Below are 20,796 nucleotides of genomic sequence, written 5' to 3'. Positions count from 1 at the left end.
CGATTCGATGAGCGACCTGGTCCACGACTTCATTTTCAGCTCGGCGCGCCGCACTCCGGAGGCGCCGGCGCTCGTCCATGGCGATATCCGCCTCGACTATGCCGGCCTGGCCGATGCGGTGCGCGCGGCCGCCCGGGTGCTGGGCGCGCGCCGCCGCGCGCCGGGCGAGCGCATCGCGGTGTTCCTGGAAAAACGCATCGAGAACGTGGCGGCGATGTTCGGCGCCGCTGCCGCCGGTTGCGTGTTCGTGCCGGTCAACCCGCTGCTCAAGGCGGACCAGGTGGCGCACATCCTGGCCGACTGTAACGTGCGTGTACTGGTGACCTCGGCGCAGCGCCTGGCGGCCCTGGCGCCTGTGCTGGCGCACTGCCCCGACCTGCGCACGGTGCTGGCGACCGGATTGAAAGAAGAATGCGTGCTGCCGCCCGGGGTCGAGCTGGCCGGCTGGGAACAGGCGCTCGAGACGGCGGCGCAGCTGCCGCCCGACCTGCCGCCGCGCCGCATCGATGCCGACGTTGCCGCGATCCTGTACACCTCGGGTTCGACCGGCAAGCCGAAGGGCGTGGTGCTGTCGCATCGCAATCTGGTGGCAGGCGCGCAGAGCGTTGCCGCCTACCTCGAACTGACGCCTGCGGACCGCATTCTGTCCGTGCTGCCGCTCAGCTTCGACTACGGCCTGAGCCAGCTGACCTGCGCCTTCCTGGCAGGCGCCTCGGCGGTGCTGATCAACCACCTGTTCGCGCGTGACATCGTGGCCATAGTGGCAAGCGAGCGTATCACCGGCCTGGCCGCGGTGCCGCCGCTGTGGTCGCAGCTGGCGCGCCTGGAGTGGCCGGATGACTGCACGCTGCGCTATCTCACCAATTCGGGTGGCGCGATGCCGGGTGCGACGCTGGCGGCGCTGCGTGCCGCGCTGCCGCGCGCCCAGGTGTTCCTGATGTACGGCCTGACCGAGGCATTCCGTTCGACCTACCTGCCGCCGTCCGAACTGGACCGGCGCCCGGATTCGATGGGACGTGCGATCCCGAACGCCGACGTGATGGTGGTGCGGCCCGACGGCAGCCCCTGCGCGCCCGGCGAGCCGGGCGAACTGGTGCACCGCGGGGCGCTGGTGTCGCTCGGCTACTGGAACGATCCGGTCAAGACCGCCGAGCGCTTCCGTCCGGCGCCGGGCCAGGATCCAGCCCTGCCGCTGACTGAAATGGCGGTGTGGTCGGGCGATACCGTGCGCTGCGACGAAGAGGGTTACCTGTACTTCGTGGGCCGCACCGACGACCTGATCAAGGTGTCCGGCTACCGCATCAGCCCGACCGAGATCGAGGAGATGGTGTACGCCACCGGCCTGGTCGAGGAAGTGGTCGCGTTCGGCGTGCCGCATCCAGAATTGGGGCAGGCGGTGGTGCTCCTGGCGGTGGCGCCGCACGCCACGGTGGCGCAGCTGTCGAAAGAATGCCAGCGCCGCATGCCCGCCTACATGGCGCCGGCCCATATCGAGCTGCATGCGGAAGCCTTCCCGCGCAACCCGAACGGCAAGATCGACCGCAAGGAATTGCGCGTGCCTTTCCTCGACCTTTTTCCTGACCATTCCGACAAGGGACACGCCGCATGAACAAGCCCGTCCATGCCCCGCAACTGCAGTTTCCTGTCATCGGCGGCGAGCTGCAGGTCGGCGGCATTCATCTTTCGCGCCTGGCCGAACGGGTCGGCAGCACGCCCTTTTACGCCTACGACCGGGCCTTGGTGACGGCCCGCATGGCCGCCGTGCGGGCCGCCCTGCCGGACCCGGTGCGGCTGCATTATTCGATCAAGGCCAATCCGATGCCGGCGCTGGTGCAGCACATGGCCGGTCTGGCCGATGGCCTGGATGTCGCCTCCGGCGGCGAACTGACGACCGCCCTCGACACCGGCTTCGACCCGGCCCACATCAGCTTTGCCGGCCCGGGCAAGAGTAATGCCGACCTGCGCCGCGCGATCGCGGCCGGCGTCTGCATCAACGCGGAATCGGACGGCGAGATCGCCCGCATCGCGGTCCAGGCCGAATCGCTGGGCATCGCGCCGCGCGTGGTGCTGCGCGTGAATCCCGATTTCGAGCTGAAGGCTTCCGGGATGCGCATGGGCGGCGGCGCCAAGCCGTTCGGCATCGACGCCGAAACGGTCCCGCAGGCCGCCGCGCAGCTGCGCGCGCTGGGCATCGAGCCGCTCGGCTTCCACGTGTTCTGCGGATCGCAGAGCCTGAAGGCCGAGGCGATTGTCGAGGCGCATGCGCGCAGCTTCGAGCTGGCGCTGCGCCTGGCCGGCGAGTGCGGCTTCGTGCCGGCGATGTTGAATCTGGGCGCAGGTTTCGGCATTCCGTATTTTCCGGGCGAGAGCCCGCTCGGCCTGGAGCAGGTCGGCGCCAACCTCGCCGACTGGCTGCCGCGCGTGCGGGCGGCGCTGGGCGAGGTGCGTGTCTCGCTCGAGTCGGGGCGCTATTTCGTGGGCGAGGCCGGGGTGTACGTGGCGCGTGTGGTCGACCGCAAGGTGTCGCGCAGCCAGGTGTTCCTGGTGACCGACGGCGGCCTTCATCATCACCTGGCGGCCTCGGGCAACTTCGGCCAGGTGATCCGCAAGAATTATCCGGCCGCGATCGGCAACCGCATGGGGGCGCAGCAGCGTGAAACCGTGTCGGTCGTGGGGCCGCTGTGCACGCCGCTGGACGTGCTGGCCGAACGCATGGATCTGGCTGCCGCCGAGGTGGGCGACCTGGTGGTGGTGTTCCAGTCGGGCGCTTATGGCCTGTCGGCCAGCCCGACCGCCTTCCTCGGGCACCCGGGTCCGGCCGAGGTTCTGGTCTAGCCGGCGTTCCTGTCGGCCGCGGGAACGGTGTCTTCGCTCGGTACCCGGGTCGGGTACAGTTCGGCCATCAGGTCGAAGGTGCGCATAGCGCCTGCACTGACGTGGGCGCGGTGTTCGCGGATCCGGGCGCCGTACGCCAGCAGCTCGCGCAAAGCCTCGCGGGCGGCCGCAGCCAGGCGCTCGCCCATCCCGGCTTCCATCTCGACCAGGTATTGCGGCTCGTCGAAGTCGTTGAAGACGTTAGCGACCTTGGGCTCGTAGTTGACCGCCACCACCGGGACGTTGCAGCCCAGCGAGAAGATCATGGCGTGCAGACGGACCGTCAGGTTCAGCATGGCCTGCGACGTTACCCATTTGAGCTCGGCCGCATCGAGGCGTTTTTCGTAAATATGCAAGCGCTGCGGATGCTTCATCCGGGCCTGGATGCAACGTGCCGTCGTGACGTCGTCGGGGCGGTTCTCACGCACCGACATCGGCACCGCCACCAGCCGCACTTCCGGATCTTCCGCCAACGCGTCGAGCGCTTTGGCAAGTTCGTCGAATTGTTCGCCCTTGTGCAGGGTTTCGAGTGCGAAGGTCGGGTAGAAGCCGATCGTTTTCTTGCCCGGCTCGAACAGGGCATGCAGCGCTGGGTCGGCCGGCGCGCGCGGCGCCAGCAGGAAGGCCGGGTCGCAAACGACATGGATGCGCTGCGGGTCGACACCTACCTCGCGCAGCCACTGGGCACCGCGCTGGCTGCGCACGGTCACCAGGTCGCACATGCGCACGCTGGCGCCGATCAGCTTGCGGCCGAGCAACGTCTTAAAAGGGCCGACGCCGATCCCGTACAGCATGACCTTCTTGCCAAGTATTTTGGCGTACCAGATTTCGTCGAGCAGGCGCAGGAGGTTGCGCCAGTTGGTGTTGTCACGCAGGATGCCGCCGCCGCCGAGGACGAACAGGTCGGCCTTGCGCAGTTCGCTGACGTGCCGCCAGAACCGCCCCTTGAGCAGGGCGCTGAATGTCTCACGGCCCAGCAGGGCCGGATGGAACATGCTGCGCAAGCGCGGCGACTGCGGAACGTTTTCCGGTAGTTCGGACAGGACCGTGATGTGCGCGTCGAAGCGGGCCTGCGTCTGTTCGATGAATACATCGAGAATGGCATCGTCTCCGGCATTGAGCTGTCCATACCAGCCGTTGATGAAGATATTCAGGGGAGTTTTCATGTTCGTTGATTCGCTTTTTGAAGATTTCGTTTCAGCAGTGCGGCGCTCTCCATCAACAATGCACGAGGCAAGTAGGACAGGCTCTTGACCGGGCGGATGCCGCAGGCGGCGGCCTGCAGGAACAACGGAATACTGGGCATGAAGCGGTTCGAGAAGAACAGGTCGCAACCCATCCGGAACGAACGGCTACCGCGCATGGCGCGCACTTCGCCACGGGTCAGCTTGCCGTTCTGCTCGCGGATGTGGCGCTCCAGCATCGGTACCACGATGTCGCCGGTCTGAGCGCTGTGACGCTTCATCAGGCTGTTGTTCATGTCGTAGTAGTTGATCAGGATTTCCGGCAGTACCGCGACCTTGCCGCGCACGGCCAGCTTGATCCACAGGTCGAGGTCTTCACCGACGGCGAGGTCTTCGTCGAAACCGCCCAGCTCGCGCACCATGTCGGTCCGGGTGAGGATGGTCGGGGTCGGAAGGAAGTTATACACGAGCAGGGTCTTCCAGGCGTCCTTGCCGGACACCGGGGGACGGTTCACGTGGCCTTCCTTGAGCGGCACCCCGGCCGCGGAGGTCATCTGGCTGTTGCAGGTCACCAGTGTGATGTCGGGGTCCGCCTCGATGGCGGCGACCTGTTTGGCGAGTTTGTTCGGCAGCCAGATGTCGTCGGCGTCGAGGAAGGCCAGGTAGCGACCGCGCGCCTCGCGAATGCCCGCATTACGGGCCGCCGAGGCGCCGCCGTTCTTCGGCATCCGGATCAGGCGGATGTTTTCGTCCGGGCAGATGGCGTTCTTGACGACCTCGATTGTGTTGTCGGCACTGGCATCGTCGATCACGAGAACCTCGGCGCCGACGCCGGTCTGGGCGCGCACCGAATCGAGCGCGCGCTCGATGGTCGAGGCCGCGTTGTAGGCGGGGATGATCACGCTGACCGTGATCTGCTGTTGAGAGCTGGACAATGCCCGGCCAATGATTTTTTCTGAAAGTTCTTCCATGTTTTTCAGCATTCGAAACGCCGTTTGAGGCTTTGGCTCATTGGCTGTCCGGGACGTAGGACAGGACCGGTTTGGCGGGGCGCAGGAACAGCCAGGTTGCCAGCAGGGCCGGCTCGACGCGTCCGAAATTGCCCGAGATTTCGCGCTCGGGAATATGGATGCGGCCGATCGGGCCGAGCGGCGCCGCGGCCGAGACGCCGGCCAGACGGTTCAGATGCGATTCGCTGTTGAACAGGTAACGGTAGCCGGCCTGCCGGCTTTCGCGGATTACGTCCGCCGAGCAGGCCCCGTGCGGCATCGACATCGACTCGACGACGCCACTCTGCAGCAGCTGGGCGACGGTGCGCTGGGCCGCTTGCATTTCCTGTTCCAGGTCGGCGACGCGGGTCAGCGGCTGGTGGGTCATGCCGTGCCCGCCGATCGCGTGACCGGCGCCGGCCAGCGCACGCAACTGCGCCGTGTTCATCATGGCCGGCACCGGATCGTCGCCCGGCAGCGCGGCGGCCAGCGCCAGCACGGCGCCGCGTTCGCGCTGGCCCAGCTGGCGGATCACGGTGCGGATCGTCGCTTCGTCGCAGCTGCGGCCCGAGTCGATGTCGAGCGGCTCCATACCCTGCTGCGCCAGGGCCTGCTGGAGCTGCGTCAGCGCGCCGGACTGGGTGGCGAGGAAGGAGAACACGTGCTCTTCCCAGAAAGGCTGGTAGCGGTCGATTGCACTGCCGGCGACGAATACGAGGGACTGCATGCCGAAGCGGTCGAGGACCGGCTGCGCGAATTCGGCGGTGTCGGCCCAGCCGTCGTCGAAGGTGATCAGCAGGCTGCGCGGCGGCAGCGCCGCTTCGCCGCGCATGGCCGCAAACACCTGCCCGGCGCTGACGACGTTGTAGTGGCGGCGGAAGAATTCGAGGCACTGCGCGAACGATGCCGGCGTCATGGTCCATTCCGGATCGGCGCCGGGATAGCGCGGATCGGTGGCCGGCAGCACCCGGTGGAACATGGCGACGGTCAGGTTGTCGCGGTTGCGCAGGCGGTGCCAGGCGCCCAGTAGCCCGGTACGGTAGGCCATCCGCTTGAGGTTCTCGGCCGGTGTGACCGGGCCGGTTGCCGAGCCCAGGCCGACTAGAGGCAGCACGTGCGCCGCCAGCGGATGGCGGGTCAGCGCCAGGCCGCCGATCCAGCCCAGCAGGGCGCCCAGGCCGCCGGTGAGCAGGCCGCTCCAGGTATGCGAGGGCTGGTCGCTGCCGGCCAGCCAGACCAGCAGAGGCACCGCCACCGAGCAGACGGTAATGACGGCGCTCGCGGCGCAGGCGCGCAGGATGCGGGACGGCTGGACATCGACCGTGCGGCTCAGGAACCAGCAGGTGACGCCCAGCGCCAGGCATTCGACCACCAGCAGGACGGCGGCGATCGCCAACAGGCCGTAGCGCGCGGCGGCCAGCGCACCGACAATGCGCAGCGGCTGCACGATCAGGTTGCACAGGGTCGAGCTGCGCACATTGCCGGTAGCGACCATGGCCTGGGTGGCGAACAGGCCGACGGCGGCGATGGCGCCGGATACGCACATCAGGCGCGCGACCGGCACCGAGGCGTCCCACTGGGCGCCGTAGAGGGCGCGCGTGACCGGGTAGGCCAGCACCAGCAGCACGCTGAAGAACGGCCAGGCGACCGCGGTCAGCTGGCTGACCGCCAGCAGGTAGGGCTGCGCCAGGGGCTGGCCCTCGCGCCGCACTTGCGCGAAGTAGGGCAGGGTCAGCGGCGTGAGCGCGTTCGCGATCAGGCGCGTGAACAGCTGTACCAGCCCCGTCGCGCGGCTGAAATAGCCGACCGCCGCCATGTTCATTACCTTGCCGACGATGAGTTCAGGTGAACTGGCGCCGGCAATGTTCGCCAGGTTGCCCATGCTGCTGATGCCGCCGAAGGACAGGATCGCACGCATGTTCGTGAAGCGCGGCGTCCACGGCACGTTAGCGGGGCGCAGCAGGTTGCCAACCACACCGAAGGCGAGGATGCCGGCAAAGTTGGCCCAGGCCAGGCTGATCGCGCCGGCGCCGTGCAGCGCCAGGCCGATCGCCACCGATACATGGCACAGCGCGCTGACGGTCTTGACGCAGAAGATCGCGGTGAGCTGGTTCTCGCGGCGCATGACACTCAGCACCACTGAACCGAAAGGCGAAATCGCGAAGCTGGCCGACATCACCAGCATCACGTTGCGCAGCTCCGGGTTGCTGTAGAAGCGCGATACCGGGCCGCTGAGGCCGAACAGCACCGCGCCGGCGAACAGCGCGAGGAGGATCGCCACCCCCATGGTCGACTGCAGCTTGGCGAAGGTCAGGTCGCGTTCCTGGATGACGTATTGGACGACGCCGAAGTCGCGGAAGACGTGCAGCATCGTCATCAGCATCGCCGCCAGCGAGAAGGTGCCGATTTCGGACGGCGACAGGATACGTGCCAGTACCATTACCGAGGCGAACTGGATGACCATCTCGACGTACTGCGTGGCAAACGAAATGCCGATGGCTTTGCGGCCGGTCATTGTGTTGGTTATGGTGTTCATTGTGCTTAGCGTGCCAGCCAGTACAACATGCGGGAAATATAAAATGGGCGGGTGGTGTCCCAAGGCCGGCTTCGCGGCAGCGCGAAGCGGTCGTGCTGGGTCCCCGCGGCGCCCATGGCCGTGGAAAAGGCTGCGGCGAACCCGGCTTCGCGCGCCATCGCCATGTGGCGGTCGTGGAAGTCGATGCCGGGTTTGCCGTTCGGGTAGGCGAAATAGCGCACCGGCTTGCCGGTGATGGCTTCCAGCTGGCGCTTGCTCTCGGCGATTTCGAAGCGGGCGCTCTCGTTGTCCAGCTTGGACAGGATCGGATGCGAGATCGTATGCGCGCCGATCTCCATACCCTGCCGGGCCATATTGCGGATCATGTCTTCGGTCAGCATCGGCCCGGTGTCCCGGGTGGCGACCTGGCGGTCGAGGCGATCTACCAGTTCCTGGCGCAACGTGGGCGCCAGGTATTTGGCGCGCTCGGTCAGCAAGGCCACCGATTCGCGCCGCTCGGCCATGGTGCCGACCGGGTAGCTGCCAAGGCCGGCGTCGCTCAGGTCGAGCCGTTCGGTGTCCATCGTGCGTAATGACTCGAGGATGCGGTCATTCCACATGCTGCCCGAACCAAGATAGCCGGTGGTGACGAACACGGTCGCCGGGAAGCCGAACTCGCGCAGGACCGGCATGGCTAGGTCGTGGGTCGAACGGTAGCCGTCGTCGAAGGTGATGCAGACAGCGCGCGGCGGGACCTTGCCGCTGGCGAGGGCGTCCAGTGCTTCGTCGAGCGGCAGCACGTTGAAGCAGTCGGCCAATACTTTCATCTGCCAGCGGAACGCCGCCACATCGGGCTCGGCGGCCAATAGGGGATCGGCACTTTCCAGCACCCGGTGGTAGTTCAGGATGCATAGGCGTCCCTGTCCCGAACCGCGCTGTGTCAGGCGGTTGCCGACGAAGCGGACCAGGCGCGATCCGACGCCCATCGACGGATGATAAACCTTCATGCAGTTTCCTTGGGGATCAGCGGTCCTGTGATCGTTCTGCCGGCGCCTGCGGGCGCGGTCTTGCGCTCCGGTGCCAGGCGTTCTTTCAGCAGCCGTTCGACCACGGCGAGCGTACCGACGATGTAGTAGATCAGGTCGTAGTAGGCCAGCGTCAGGAATGCGCCGCCCACTGCGAAACCGATCATGCTGACCTGGCTCATCGCGGCCAAGTCGGAAGCCCAGCGCCATTCCGGGCGTGTCTTGCACATCTTGATGATGCGGCTGCCGTTGCGCCATGCGCAGACCATGAGGATCACGAAGATTGTCAGGCCGATGAAGCCGTGCTCGCCGAGCACCTGGAAGTAAATGCTGTGGGCTGCATGATGGTTGTTCGGCTCCGGCGCGTAGACAAAGAACATGCGCGGCGAGAAGGCATGGAAGCCGCCGCCCATGATGTTGCTCTTCGCAACATTCATGGCGAAGCCCCAAGCATTGATGCGGCCCAGCGCCGACGCGTCGGCATGATAGTCGTCGATCGTTTCCATGCGGCCGAACCACTGCGGCGGCATGATCAGATAGACCAGCGGGGCGATCAGCAGCAGCGCCAGGCCGGTCCGGATCTTGGTCCGGCTTTTGAGCCACAGGAAGACCAGCATGGCGCCGCCGGCCAGCAGCGCGCCGCGCGAATAGGAGCCGGCCGCCGCGATGAGCGTGGCGGCAGCCAGTCCAAACAGGCCGATTCGCATGATGCGCTTGGTCGCCTGCTGCTGCAGGTACCAGATGATCGGCAAGGCTGTGATCAGCGCCAGCGCCAGCGCATTGTTGTCCGTGATGTAGCTGTCCTCCGGACCGAACACGTGGCCGCTGCCGCCGGACATGACGGTGTACATGCCGCCCTTGAAGCCATAGAAGCCGAGCGACATGGCCGTGACCCATACCAGCTCTTTGATGTCGCGTTCGGTGCGCACGGCCACCATCGTCAGGAACAGCATGCCGAAAGTCTTCATGACCCGGGTCCACTCGCCCCACACGAAAGTCGGCTCGAGCGCGAAGAAGCTGGTCAGGGTCGTCCAGGCGGCAAAAACCAGCAGAGTGACCGTGAAACTGTTGACCGGAATGTCCTTGCGCTGTTTGGACGCCAGCAGGCTGCTCAGCGTAGCGACGGCGATCATGGCGGCAAACGGGAAGTCGTAGGCCGCGCCATAGGTCAGTCGATGGGGATTCATTAGGCTGAGCCAGGCATAGACCATGGCGCCGACGGCCGGCCGCTTGAAGACCAGCGGCAGCGAGCCGAATACGATCAGGAAGATGAGCGCGTCACGCACGGCGCAGCAAGCCCCCAAACAGGTTGACGACGCGCAGGGCGTTTTCGTGCCAAGTCAGTTTCTGCTCGACGATGGTCTGGCGCGCATTGGCGGCAACTTTTTCGCGCAGGGTATGGTCGCTGCACAAGCGGTCCACCGCTTCGGTCAGCGACTGGGTGCTGGCTGGGTCGAACAGCACGGCGTTGTAATCCGGGCGCAGGATCTCTTCGATGTTCGGCTGGGCCGGGCCGACGATGGCCTTGCCCAGCGCGAGGTATTCGAACAGCTTGAGCGGCGAAGCGTAGGCCACCACCGCCGGCTGCAGCGCGATGTCGAAGGCGGCCACGTGGCGCGCGACGTCGTCGCGGCCGACGATGCCGGTGAAGGTCACGCGGTTCTCGATGCCCAGCTCGCGCGCCTGGCGTTCCAGGTTGGGCCGGGCCGGGCCGTCGCCGACCACCAGCAGGTGACGACGCGAGGCCGGCGGGTCGTTGGCGATCAGATTCAGCACCTTGTCCAGGCCGTGCCAGTCGCGCACGAAGCCGGTGAAGCCCAGCACCAGGCGGCCTTCCAGGCCGAGGGCGCGCTTGGCCGCCTCGACGTCCGGCGCCGATTCGAAGCGCTCGCCGTTGATGCCGTTCGGGATCACCACGATGCGCTTGGGGTCGACGCCATAGGACGCCACGATGTCGCCCAGCACCTGGGTGACCGGCAGTGTGACGTCGGCGTTGCGCCAGGCGTAGGCTTGCGACCAGCGCGCCAGCCGGGTCAGCGACAGGCCATCGTAGCGGCTGCGTTCTTCCAGGATCGGCGCATTCACTTCGAGCAGCAGCGGCAGCTTGTAGCGGTGCGCGGCCCAGATCCCGGCCGGCAGGAACAGGTTGTAGCGCTCGTAGATGCAGTCCGGCTTGTGTTCGCGGATCGCCTTGGCCAGGCGGCGGTAGGCCACCGCCGAATAGCCCAGCTCCATCAGCTCGTAGAACCACTTGGGCAGCCAGCGCTTGAGCAGTGCGACCGCACCGGCGTCGGAGCCGAAGGATTCCGTCTCGGCGCTCGGCGGCGCCACGATGATCACCTCGTGGCCCTGCTTGCGCAGCGCATGGATCATCTCTTCGATATGGACGTATTGGCCGTCCTTGGACCGCGTACGGTGGTGATAAAGAATGCGCACTTAATTCTGCCCCATGATGATGTTTCGGAACAAATCGATCTGACCCTGGGTCGTGTCGTCCCAGCTGAAGCGTTCGGCGTAGTGGCGGGTGGCGCTGCGTTCGGGGCTGGCGGCGCGCAGCAGGCGCACCGCTTCGACCAGGCTGCCCGGGGTACGGTCAAGCATCAGGCGCCCGGCCTCGGGCTGGGTCACCACTTCCGGCGTGCCGCAGACCGCGCTGGCCACCACCGGCGTGCCGCAGGCCATGGATTCGAGCAGCACGTTGGCCCAGCCTTCGCGTTCGGACGCCAGCACCAGCAGGTCGGCCGCGTTGTAATAGTTGCGCAGTTCGGTCTGCGGGACCGGGCCGACTAGGCGCACGCGTTCGGCCACGCCGAGCTCGCGCGCCAGGTTTTCCAGGCGCTCGCGGTCCGGGCCGCTGCCCGCCACCAGCAGCTTCACGTCCGGCAGCTGGGGCAGCGCGCGGATCGCGATGTCGTGGCCCTTGTGCGGCACCAGCTGGCCGACCGACAGCAGGGTGAAGCTGTCCAGGCCCAGCGCGGCGCGCGCGGCGTCCTTGTCGAGCAGCGAGAAGCGCTGCAGGTCGACGCCGTTGCGCAGCGGGACGATGCGGTCGGCGCGGGCGCCCAGGCCCACCATCTCGTCCTTCAGATAGCTGCAGACGGTGATCACGGCGCGCGCGTTTTCCGCCGCCCACAGGATGAACTTGCGCGGGATGCGGTAGCGCGGCAGCAGGTTGATGTCGCTGCCGCGGGCCGTCACCACCACCGGCTTGTTGAAGTACTTGCCGAGAATGACCGCGGCCACGCCGTCCGGATAGAAATAATGGGCGTCGATGGCGTCGAAGTCGTAGCCTTCGTCGAGGATGCGGCCGATGGTCGAACGGGCCGCGCGCGCCATCAGCAGCGGTGCGACGTTCATGCCGACCCGCGGCAGCGCCAGGTAGCGCGGGTGCTCGACCTGCAGGCCGTTGCGCTCGGCGCGCGCCGGCACGGCGGCGTATTTCGCGTATTGGCCGAAGCGCGGATGGGCCAGCGGGAACCAGGGGATGGGCGCGACGACGCGCGATTGCACTTCACCACTGGCGACCAGATAACGCAGTCGGGTTTCCACGAACAAGCCGTGATTCGGTTGTTGCGAATTTGGAAACAGTGTGCTGAAGGTAAGTAATTTCATGTCGAGCCAAAGCGGGGCGGACTGCTGATATCAACCACGCAGCACAAGTGCCGATTGTGCCAGATATCAAAAGTAAAACAGCATCTTACCGTAGAAAAATTAAAATTTCGCACTGTTTCGTGCGAGCAATAGTTGTTTTAAATTTATTTTTTTTTACAACGCACGATAGAAGATGCTTGTTTGCAAAATTTCTATGCAGCTGATAGTCTTTCGCTAACTCAACCAATCCTTGGCACCGTCTTATTCCTTGTCAAGGCTCCTGCTTCCTCTCGAAGGCCTGGATCTCATATGAAAATTTCGATTATCGGCACCGGCTATGTAGGCCTGGTGTCGGGAGCTTGCTTTGCCGACGTCGGCAACACCGTACTGTGCCTGGACGTGGACGAGCGCAAGATCGCCATGCTCAACAATGGCGGCATTCCGATCCATGAACCTGGACTCGACTCGTTGGTTGCGCGCAACGCCGCCGCCGGCCGTCTGTTGTTTTCCACCAGCTACGATGAAGCGGTGGCGCACGCCGACGTGATTTTCCTGGCGGTCGGCACCCCGCCGGACGAGGACAGCAGCGCCGACCTGACCCACATCCTGTCGGCGGCGCGCAGCATCGGCGCGCGCATGGAGCGTCCGCTGGTGGTGGTCGACAAGTCGACCGTCCCGGTCGGCACCGCCGTAAAGGTCAGGGCTGCGATCGCGTCGGAACTGGACAAGCGCGGCGTGGCGGTCGAATTCTCGGTGGTCAGCAATCCGGAATTCCTGAAGGAAGGTGCGGCGATCGAAGACTTCACCCGCCCGGACCGGATCGTGATCGGCAGCGACAGCCCGTCCGCCACCAAGCTCATGCGCCAGCTCTACACGCCGTTCAATCGCAATCACGAGAAGCTGGTCGAGATGGACGTGCGCAGCGCCGAACTGACCAAATACGCCTGCAATGCCATGCTGGCCACCCGCATCAGCTTCATGAACGAAGTTGCCAACCTGGCCGAAGTGCTGGGGGCCGACATCGAAGCGGTCCGCATGGGCATGGGCATGGACCCGCGCATCGGCCCGCATTTCCTGTATGCCGGCACCGGCTACGGCGGTTCATGCTTCCCGAAAGACGTCAAGGCGCTGGTCAAGACAGCTTCTGAGCACGGCCAGACCCTGCACCTCCTGGAAGCCACCGAGGCGGTCAACGAAGCGCAGAAGGATATCCTGTTCACCAAGCTATGCCGCTTCTTCGGCGGCGCCGATCAGCTCCAGGGCCGCACGATCGCACTGTGGGGACTGTCGTTCAAGCCCAATACCGACGACATGCGCGAAGCCCCGAGCCTTGTGCTAATTCGCGCGCTGATGGCCGCGGGTGCCAAGATCGTGGCCTACGACCCGGTGGCGACCGAAGAAGCCAGCCGCGTGCTGCTGGCCGAACATGGCCCGCAGCGTTGCGCCGACCAGCTGCGCATCGTCACCGCGGCCAATGACGCGGCGCAGGGCGCCGACGCGCTGGTGCTGATGACCGAATGGAAGGAATTCCGTTCGCCAGACTTCGGCGCGCTGGCGCAGACGCTACGCGCGCGCGTGGTGTTTGACGGCCGCAATATCTATTCGCCGGAGCTGGTGACGGCAGCCGGCCTGCACTACGAGGGCATCGGCCGCCGTGCACGCCACGACGCCGTCGCCTAATGACGAAGGCGTTGCCGGCCTTTGCAGAGCCGGCAACGCCGAGCGGCCTCAAAGACCGAATTTCCACTTGATGCGGTTTCGGATGTGCACCAGCCTGCTCGTACCTGATCCGTTCTGCCACACTCCCCGATACAGCTGATATTCCTCGTTCGCGATCTCGCGCTTGCGCGGGGTATCGCCTTCGCCGCGGTCGAGCGTGTAGAAGCCGTGTTCACGGCAGGATTCCACGATATGGTGCAGCAGCAGGCGTCCAGGCGAATACTTGGAAAATTCCGGGTTATACACCGGGAACCACAGGGTAAGAATACCGTTGCCCATGATCCCGTAGTGCGATGCGATCCATTGGTCGCCAGCGTACAGCGTCGACAGCACGCCCTTGCAGGTATCGAACTCATAGCCCAGCAGATTGGCCAGAGCCTTTCGCTTCCACGTGTCCTGCAGGGCGTCCGGGACGCCGCTGGACTGATATTGGGCCCGCTTCTGTCCGATGAGACGCTCGAGCGCTGGCAGCCGGTCCTCGCGTACGTCGAACGTGAAGTTCAGGGGACCGACTTCCTCGCAAATCTTGCGCTGGCGCTTCGCGCTGTCTTTCAGGTAGTGCTTGGTGACCGAACTGACCGAGTGGAGGGCCGGCACTGCGTTGACGTCGAGGTGGGCGCGCAGGCCGATGCGCGGCTGCTCGCCGGTCAGGCCGTACTGCAGCTGCGGTTCTTCCAGGTGCGAGAAGTTCAGGTAGTTGATCCCGGCAAGCTTCAGCAGCTCTTGTGGCGAGGTCCTGAAACCGGACGAGGCGATAATGCCGAACGAGTCGGTCAGCTCGCCGCCGACGCGGTCCGCCACCTTCCAACGCTGGTGACGGGCGCTCGGATACAGGAAGGGAAAGAATGCCACGATGTCGCCATCGTCGCGCATGATGCAGACGCGGGCATCCGCACCTGCGTCAGCGATTGCGCGGGCAAAATGCACGCTCTGGAACGGCGACGCATGCTGGGGTTGCGTTGTCGAGAAGCGCTCCCACGCCGCGATTTCATCCTGTGTGAGGCTAGCAGCGTCTTTCACGCAGGCGTCGCGAATTCTGGTCATGGTATCTCTCATCTCAGGACTCCAGGCTGACCCGCAGGAAGGCCTCGAACATCATCAGCGACCACAGCGGCGCGCTGTAGTCCGCCGTGCCGGATTCGTGCTGCGACACCATCTGCTCCAGGAAGCGCCGGTTGAAGATGCCGGTATCGAACATGCGCGGGCTGAGCACCGATTTGCGCACCGCTTCGCGCAGCGGACCGCGCAGCCAGTCCGCCACCGGGATCGAAAAGCCCTTCTTGGCGCGGTACATGATGTCGTGCGGCAGATGCGGCTCGAGCGCCTTCTTGAGGATGTACTTGCCTTCGCCGCCGCGCAGCTTCAGGTCCGGCGGCAGGCTCGATGCCCATTCGAGGAAGGTGTGGTCCAGCAGCGGCACGCGCACTTCGAGCGAATGCGCCATGCTGGCGCGGTCGACCTTGGTCAGGATGTCGCCCGGCAGGTAGGTCTTGAAGTCGACGTACTGGATCAGCGACAGCGGATCGTCGGTCGGCGCGTTTTTGGCGTGGGCGCGCATCGCCTCGACCGCGCGGTAGCCCTGCAGGTCGGTGCGGAAACCGTCGCTGAACAGCTGGTCGCGTACGCGGTCCGGCATGATGGACACGCCGTGGAAGTAGCCCTCGACCAGGTCGCGCGCCAGCGCTTCGAAGGTGGTCTTGGCGCGGAACATGCGCGGCGCCCAGTCGGCCTTCGGATAGATGCTGCCCAGGGCGCCGAACAAGGGTTTGCGGATCGCCTCGGGGACGCGCGAACGCACGCTGTGCTCGGCCATCGCATAGCGGTAGCGCCGGTAGCCGGCGAAGTTCTCGTCGCCGCCGTCGCCCGACAGCGCCACCGTCACGTGGCGGCGCGCCAGCTGGCACACGCGGTAGGTCGGGATCGCCGAGCTGTCGGCGAAGGGTTCGTCGTACAGGTGGGCCAGGGTGTCGATCAGGCCGTAGTCGTCCTTGTCGACGATCTGGGCATGGTGCCTGGTACGGTAGCGCTGCGCCACCGCGTCGGCATAGCGGGTCTCGTCGAAGTCGGGGTCGTCGAAGCCGATCGAGCAGGTGGTGACCGGATCGCGGTCTTCCTGGGCCATCATCGCCACCACCGCGCTCGAATCGACGCCGCCGGACAGGAAGGCGCCGAGCGGCACTTCGGATTCCATCTGGCTCTGCACCGCTTCGCGCAGGCGCGCGATCAGTTCCTGTTCGACCTCAGCTTCCGGGCGTTGCGGCGCCGGCTTGAACGGCAGGTCCCAGTAGCGCTGCGGACGCACCTCGCGGTCGCCCACTTTCAGCAGGATGCAGTGGCCCGGGCTGAGTTTGTAGGCGTTGTGGAAGATGGTGTTCGGTTCCGGCACGTAACCGTAGGCGAAATAATCCTCGACCGCGCGCGGGTTGATCTGGCGCGACAGTTCCGGGAAGGTCATGATCGACTTGAGCTCGGAACCAAACACGAACAGGCCGCCCGGCAGCAGAGAATAAAACATCGGCTTGACGCCGACGTGGTCGCGCGCCAGGAACATGGTCTGCTGGCGGCGGTCCCAGATGCCGAAGGCGAACATGCCGCGCAGGCGGCGCACGCAGTCGGCGCCCCAGGCGATCCAGGACTGCAGCACGACCTCGGTATCGGACTTGGTCTGGAACACGTGGCCGAGGGCGATCAGCTCGTCGCGCAGCGCGCGGTAGTTATAGATTTCGCCGTTGAACACGATGACGGTATCGCGCGCCGCGTTCACGAGCGGCTGCTGGCCGGTCGCGACGTCGATCACCGACAGGCGGCGGTGGCCCATGCCCAGGCCTTTTTCCGTGTACAGCTCGCCCTCGTCGGGGCCGCGGTGATGCTGGCTCTCGTTCATGCGCCGCAGCGCTTCGCGGTCGATTTCCCGGTTGCCCCTGGTGTCAAAGATGCCGACTATTCCGCACATGATTTTGCTTTCTTGCTTGAAGATGAAACCGGCGCCTTCCGGCGGCACAGGCCGTCGTACAGGTCGCCGTAGGATGCCAGCATGGCGCGCATGCTGAAACGCTCCTCGACGCGCGCGCGCCCGGCGCGGCCGTGCTGCCGGCCCAGTGCGGGATCGCGCGCATAGCGGGCCAGCGCCTGCGCCAGCGCATCGGCGTCGTTTGCCGGCACCAGCAGCCCGTGCTCGCCGTCGGCCACCACTTCGGGTATGCCGCCGACGCGCGAGGCCACCACCGGCAGGCCGCTGGCCATCGCTTCCAGCAGCGATACCGGCGTGCCTTCGGCCAGCGAGGGCAGCGCGAACAGCGAGAACGAATGCAGCAGGGCCTTGATGTCGGCGCGCGCGCCGGGCAGCCAGACGGCGTCCTGCAGGCCGAGTTGTTCCACCTGGCGCCGCACCGCCGGCAGCAGCGGGCCGTCGCCGACGATGGACAGTTTGAGCCTGGGCGCCAGGTCCGGCAGCAGCACGCGCAGGCGCGCGAAGGCCTCGACCAGGCAGGCGTGATTCTTGACGTCCTGCACTCGGGCCACGGTGCCGATCACGAAGTCGTCCGGCGCCCACGGCGAATCGGGCGAAGGCGCGCCGCCGGGTGCGAACTTGTCGGTATCGACGCCGTTCTTGATGAACAGGGTCTTGGCGCGCGGGACGCGCACGACATCGCCCAGCCAGCGTTCGAGGTCGTCGGAGACGGGCACGAAGCGGTCCACGAAAGGCACCAGGCGACGGCGCAGGAAATTATGCTTCGGGTTCAGGCCTTGCGGGTCGCTGGCGTCGCGTCCGTGCTCCGCGTGCACCCGCACCGGCACGCCGGCCATGGTGGCGGTGAACGCATACTCGAGCGCCGACAGGTTGTAGGTGTGCAGCACGGTCGGGCGCAGGCGCCGCATCAGCTGCCAGAATTTTACGTGGGTCGCAAGGCCCAGCCCGGGCGGCTTGCCCAGCGCGTAGAGTTCGACGTCCGCGCGGGTGATGTTGTCGGCGAAGCTGGTGTAGTGCGTCAGGCACACCACGGCGTGGCGGTAGGACGCGGCCGGCATGCGGTTGATGCAGTCGACCAGCAGCACTTCCATGCCGCCGATGCTGAGCGAGTGCACCAGGTGCACGACCAGCGGACGGCTGTCGACGCCGGCCGGCGCCAGTCCGGGCACGTAGGCGTTCATCGGCCGCGTTCCGCCGAGAGTGCGCGGTCCAGCGCCGGGCCCTGTTCCTGCACGAAGCGGCGCAGCGCCGCGCGCGCCTGGGCCGGATCGTCCGCCGGCGCCGACAGCATGATGGCCGCGCCGTCGTCGCCGCGCAGCATCGCCTTGGCGCCGGCCTGCCACAGCTTGCCGGCGATGTCGCTGCTGGTGTAATGGCCGCCGATCCACATCCAGGACCAGACCATGATGTTCCCGCCCGGCTTGCGCAGGATGGTTTCGTGCAGCGCCAGTGCCTGGCCCGCGAAGTTTTCGCTGCGGGTTGCCGACTCGACCGCATGCCAGCTGTCCTTGTAGCCGGCCAGGCGGTTGATGGAGCTGATCAGGGATTTCTGGCGGTCCTGGTTGCGGTAGTACAGCACCGTCAGCGCCACCGGCGTGGCGCCGGCCTGGTAGCTGCGGTGCAGGCTGGCGTCGGGCGCCATGTAGTCGGGCTTCCAGTCGGCGAATTCCGGCGCTGCGGGCCAGCTCACGGGAACGTCCTTGAACGCGACCGGCAGCGGATTCTGGTTGCTGCGCTCACCGTACAGCGCCAGCGCCGGCCACAGGGCCGCCGCCAGGATGACGCAAGCAGCCATGGTCGGGATGCCGCGCCCGGCGCTGGCGGCAGCGCGCGTATCCGCTGCCGCGCCGGGGCCGGCTACGGCGGGCGCCTCGGTGTCTTCGCGCCAGTAGCTGCCGATCCAGAACATGATGAACATCACCAGGCCGAAGAACAGCCAGCCGTAGATCAGGTGGTCAACGCCGGTGGCCAGCTCCATGCCGGACAGGTGGCCGATCATTACGATCATGTAGGCGCGCAGGCCGTTGGCGATGATCGGCACCACGACCGACAGGCCGATGAACAGGACCCGCCGCGTCATCGAGCGGTAGGTGAGATAAGCGTACAGGCAGCCCAGCGTGATCGAGGAGATCAGGTAACGCACGCCGCTGCAGGCCTCGACCACCGACCAGTTCCCGGTCGGCAGCTCGAAGCGGGTGCCGCTGCGCAGCACCGGGATGCCGGTGGCGCGCACCGCGGCCACCGTGAAGTCGGCGGTGAACTGGATCAGCGGCGCCACGAAGATTTCGCCGAAGGGCACCGCGAACAGCAGGAACAGCAGCGGGAACGCGAGCGAGCCGGCCAGGCGCGGCCCGAACAGGGCCAGCGCCGCCACCGGGAGCATGGCGACGAAGGTGTATTGCGAGACCACCTGCACCTCGCCCAGCTGGGACGCCAGCCAGCCGGCGCCGAGCAGCGCCAGCAGCACCAGCGCCGGGGCCCAGGGCTTGGGCGGATAGAGGCTGAAATTAGCACGGCGGCGCCAGATCAGCCACAGGCTGATCGGCAGGATCACGTAGCCGTGGGCGAAGGTCTCGGAGCTGTTCCAGATCGAGACGATCGAGCGCGCGGTGCCGAAATACAGGGCGAACGGCGCCAGCAGGGCCAGCGCGATCAGGACGATGGACGAACGCGCCAGCGGGGGCGCGGCCGGGGTGGCGGCGTGGGCGACGCCGGGCGGCGGATTCAGGAACATTCCAGGTTCTCCCCGATGCATGCGAGGTTGCTCGACCAGCTGTAGCGGCGCTGGACCCTGGCGCGCGCGGCCTGGCCGATGGCGTCCGCGGCGCTGGCCTGGCCGGCCAGCAGGGTGGCGACGGCGTCGACGAAAGCGGAGGCGTCTTCGGCCAGCACCAGTTCGCTGCCGGGTTCGGCCTCGATGCCTTCCAGGGCCTGCGGCGAGACCACCACCGCGCGCGCCATCGCCATCGCTTCCAGCACCTTGTTCTGGATGCCGCGGGCGATGCGCAGCGGCGCCACGGCCACTGCCGCATGCGCGATATACGGGCGGACGTCCGGCACGGTGCCGGTCACCACCACGCCGGGCTGGCTGGCCAGGGCCGTTACGCCCGGCGCCGGGCGGGCGCCGACGATGTAGAAGCGCAGATCGGCGAAGCGCTCGCGCAGCTGCGGGAAGACGTCCTGGGCAAACCACTGCACCGCGTCGACGTTGGGCCAGTAATCCATCGCGCCGGTGAACACCAGCGCGCGTTCGCCGGCCGCGTAGGGGCTGGTGTAGGCCTGCTCGGGCGAGAAGTAGTCGGTGTCGACGCCGTTGTTGAAGTGGCCGATCTTGGCGGTGCTTTCCGGGGCCAGCTGGCGGAACAGGTCGGCCTCGGGCGCCGACACGAACAGCGAGGCGTCGTAGTCGCGCGCCACCTGGCGCTCGTAGCGCAGCAGCTGGTTCGCCTCGTAGCGGTACAGCCAGCTGAAGGGCGCGGATTTCTTGTCCGCGTACTGGCGCCATTTATCCGAGTCGACGTCGCAGAAGTCGACCACGCGGCGCGCCTGGCGGTAGGGGTCAGCGTACTGCGCCATCGCCGACGAGAACACCAGCACGCGCTCGATGCCGTGCGCGGCCACGGTATCGCGCACCCAGCGCGTCATGCCGGCGTCACGGTAGTATTCGAGCGAGAGCGAACGGTTCTTCAGCAGCGCGCTCAGGCTCTTGATGCGCGCGGCCAGCGGGTTCATGCGGGCGAAATGGCTGCTTGCGCACAGTGCCTCGACGTGCGGCACGTACTGCCAGTCGTCGGGATCGTCCACGAAGGTCGCCAGGTGCACGCGGTAGTGCTTCGCCAGGTGCTTGAGCAGGTGGTACGAACGGATCTTGTCGCCTTTGTTCGGCGGGTAGGGGATCCGGTGGATCAGCAGGAGCAGGTCTTCCACG

General features: G+C 66.4%; 15 protein-coding genes. 3 read left to right on the top strand and 12 right to left on the bottom strand.

The genetic code is table 11. The features are described from left to right. Positions 1 to 7: 7 nt before the first annotated feature. Complete coding sequence (locus tag AC07PE_RS16510; protein WP_498766347.1) at positions 8 to 1,609, top strand: acyl-CoA ligase (AMP-forming), exosortase A system-associated; 1,602 nt, start codon at positions 8 to 10, stop codon at positions 1,607 to 1,609. Beyond that, a complete protein-coding gene (locus AC07PE_RS16505) occupies positions 1,606 to 2,835 on the top strand; it encodes a pyridoxal-dependent decarboxylase, exosortase A system-associated (RefSeq protein ID WP_498766345.1) in 1,230 nt (409 codons plus the stop codon). Before AC07PE_RS16510 ends, AC07PE_RS16505 begins: the two co-directional genes overlap by 4 nt. Here AC07PE_RS16505 and AC07PE_RS16500 read toward each other — a convergent pair. The 7 genes from AC07PE_RS16500 to AC07PE_RS16470 all read right to left on the bottom strand — a co-directional run bounded on the left by AC07PE_RS16500 (position 2,832) and on the right by AC07PE_RS16470 (position 12,199). Beyond that, a complete protein-coding gene (locus AC07PE_RS16500; RefSeq protein ID WP_498766343.1) occupies positions 2,832 to 4,040 on the bottom strand; it encodes a polysaccharide pyruvyl transferase family protein in 1,209 nt (402 codons plus the stop codon). The genes AC07PE_RS16505 and AC07PE_RS16500 overlap by 4 nt on opposite strands. Next, positions 4,037 to 4,993, bottom strand: a complete 957-nt coding sequence (locus tag AC07PE_RS16495) for a glycosyltransferase family 2 protein (protein WP_498766341.1) — start codon at positions 4,991 to 4,993, stop codon at positions 4,037 to 4,039. The genes AC07PE_RS16500 and AC07PE_RS16495 overlap by 4 nt, the downstream gene beginning before the upstream one ends. Before the next feature lie 73 nt (positions 4,994 to 5,066). Beyond that, complete coding sequence (locus AC07PE_RS16490) at positions 5,067 to 7,562, bottom strand: oligosaccharide flippase family protein (protein WP_498766339.1); 2,496 nt, start codon at positions 7,560 to 7,562, stop codon at positions 5,067 to 5,069. Between the two features lie 26 nt (positions 7,563 to 7,588). Continuing rightward, a complete protein-coding gene (locus AC07PE_RS16485) occupies positions 7,589 to 8,569 on the bottom strand; it encodes a polysaccharide deacetylase family protein (protein WP_498766337.1) in 981 nt (326 codons plus the stop codon). Continuing rightward, positions 8,566 to 9,873 carry a putative O-glycosylation ligase, exosortase A system-associated gene (locus AC07PE_RS16480; protein ID WP_498766335.1) on the bottom strand — a complete coding sequence of 436 codons (1,308 nt, stop codon included), beginning with the start codon at positions 9,871 to 9,873 and terminating at the stop codon, positions 8,566 to 8,568. Before AC07PE_RS16480 ends, AC07PE_RS16485 begins: the two co-directional genes overlap by 4 nt. After that, positions 9,866 to 11,023, bottom strand: a complete 1,158-nt coding sequence (locus AC07PE_RS16475) for a glycosyltransferase family 4 protein (RefSeq protein ID WP_498766333.1) — start codon at positions 11,021 to 11,023, stop codon at positions 9,866 to 9,868. The genes AC07PE_RS16480 and AC07PE_RS16475 overlap by 8 nt, the downstream gene beginning before the upstream one ends. Beyond that, on the bottom strand, positions 11,024 to 12,199 hold the full coding sequence (locus AC07PE_RS16470) for a glycosyltransferase family 4 protein (RefSeq protein WP_498766331.1): 1,176 nt from the start codon (positions 12,197 to 12,199) through the stop codon (positions 11,024 to 11,026). Positions 12,200 to 12,487: 288 nt separating this feature from the next. On the opposite strand from AC07PE_RS16470, the gene AC07PE_RS16465 reads away from it, so the two are divergent. Beyond that, positions 12,488 to 13,858 carry a UDP-glucose dehydrogenase family protein gene (locus AC07PE_RS16465; RefSeq protein WP_498766329.1) on the top strand — a complete coding sequence of 457 codons (1,371 nt, stop codon included), beginning with the start codon at positions 12,488 to 12,490 and terminating at the stop codon, positions 13,856 to 13,858. 48 nt (positions 13,859 to 13,906) lie between these two features. Here the strand turns inward: AC07PE_RS16465 and AC07PE_RS16460 are convergent, their stop codons facing one another. Genes AC07PE_RS16460 through AC07PE_RS16440 form a run of 5 tightly spaced genes read right to left on the bottom strand, consistent with a single transcriptional unit; the run spans position 13,907 to position 20,795 of the window. After that, positions 13,907 to 14,941 carry a GNAT family N-acetyltransferase gene (locus tag AC07PE_RS16460; protein WP_498766327.1) on the bottom strand — a complete coding sequence of 345 codons (1,035 nt, stop codon included), beginning with the start codon at positions 14,939 to 14,941 and terminating at the stop codon, positions 13,907 to 13,909. A 13-nt stretch (positions 14,942 to 14,954) separates the two neighbouring features. Continuing rightward, positions 14,955 to 16,850: an XrtA/PEP-CTERM system amidotransferase gene (locus AC07PE_RS16455; RefSeq protein WP_498766325.1), complete on the bottom strand. Its 1,896-nt coding sequence runs from the start codon at positions 16,848 to 16,850 to the stop codon at positions 14,955 to 14,957. Then, complete coding sequence (locus tag AC07PE_RS16450) at positions 16,838 to 18,049, bottom strand: TIGR03088 family PEP-CTERM/XrtA system glycosyltransferase (RefSeq protein WP_498766323.1); 1,212 nt, start codon at positions 18,047 to 18,049, stop codon at positions 16,838 to 16,840. The genes AC07PE_RS16455 and AC07PE_RS16450 overlap by 13 nt, the downstream gene beginning before the upstream one ends. Continuing rightward, positions 18,046 to 19,602 (bottom strand): exosortase A, encoded by a 1,557-nt coding sequence (gene xrtA, locus AC07PE_RS16445; protein WP_498766321.1) that lies wholly within the window; start codon positions 19,600 to 19,602, stop codon positions 18,046 to 18,048. The genes AC07PE_RS16450 and xrtA overlap by 4 nt, the downstream gene beginning before the upstream one ends. Further along, entirely contained in the window at positions 19,593 to 20,795 is a 1,203-nt protein-coding gene (locus AC07PE_RS16440) for a TIGR03087 family PEP-CTERM/XrtA system glycosyltransferase (protein ID WP_498766319.1), read from the bottom strand. The genes xrtA and AC07PE_RS16440 overlap by 10 nt, the downstream gene beginning before the upstream one ends. Position 20,796 lies beyond the last annotated feature (1 nt).

The sequence above is a fragment of the Telluria sp. GW821-FHT07G12 genome (assembly GCF_059418525.1).
Note: the sequence above shows the minus strand (reverse complement) of the source record. Positions and strands in the feature narration are given on the sequence as shown.

Coding starts and splice junctions, on each gene's coding strand:
- AC07PE_RS16510 (WP_498766347.1), top strand. CDS start 8: ATGAGCGACCTGGTCCACGACTTCATTTTCAGCTCGGCGCGCCGCACT.
- AC07PE_RS16505 (WP_498766345.1), top strand. CDS start 1,606: ATGAACAAGCCCGTCCATGCCCCGCAACTGCAGTTTCCTGTCATCGGC.
- AC07PE_RS16500 (WP_498766343.1), bottom strand. CDS start 4,040: ATGAAAACTCCCCTGAATATCTTCATCAACGGCTGGTATGGACAGCTC.
- AC07PE_RS16490 (WP_498766339.1), bottom strand. CDS start 7,562: ATGACCGGCCGCAAAGCCATCGGCATTTCGTTTGCCACGCAGTACGTC.
- AC07PE_RS16485 (WP_498766337.1), bottom strand. CDS start 8,569: ATGAAGGTTTATCATCCGTCGATGGGCGTCGGATCGCGCCTGGTCCGC.
- AC07PE_RS16470 (WP_498766331.1), bottom strand. CDS start 12,199: ATGAAATTACTTACCTTCAGCACACTGTTTCCAAATTCGCAACAACCG.
- AC07PE_RS16465 (WP_498766329.1), top strand. CDS start 12,488: ATGAAAATTTCGATTATCGGCACCGGCTATGTAGGCCTGGTGTCGGGA.
- AC07PE_RS16460 (WP_498766327.1), bottom strand. CDS start 14,941: ATGACCAGAATTCGCGACGCCTGCGTGAAAGACGCTGCTAGCCTCACA.
- AC07PE_RS16455 (WP_498766325.1), bottom strand. CDS start 16,850: ATGTGCGGAATAGTCGGCATCTTTGACACCAGGGGCAACCGGGAAATC.
- AC07PE_RS16450 (WP_498766323.1), bottom strand. CDS start 18,049: ATGAACGCCTACGTGCCCGGACTGGCGCCGGCCGGCGTCGACAGCCGT.
- xrtA (WP_498766321.1), bottom strand. CDS start 19,602: ATGTTCCTGAATCCGCCGCCCGGCGTCGCCCACGCCGCCACCCCGGCC.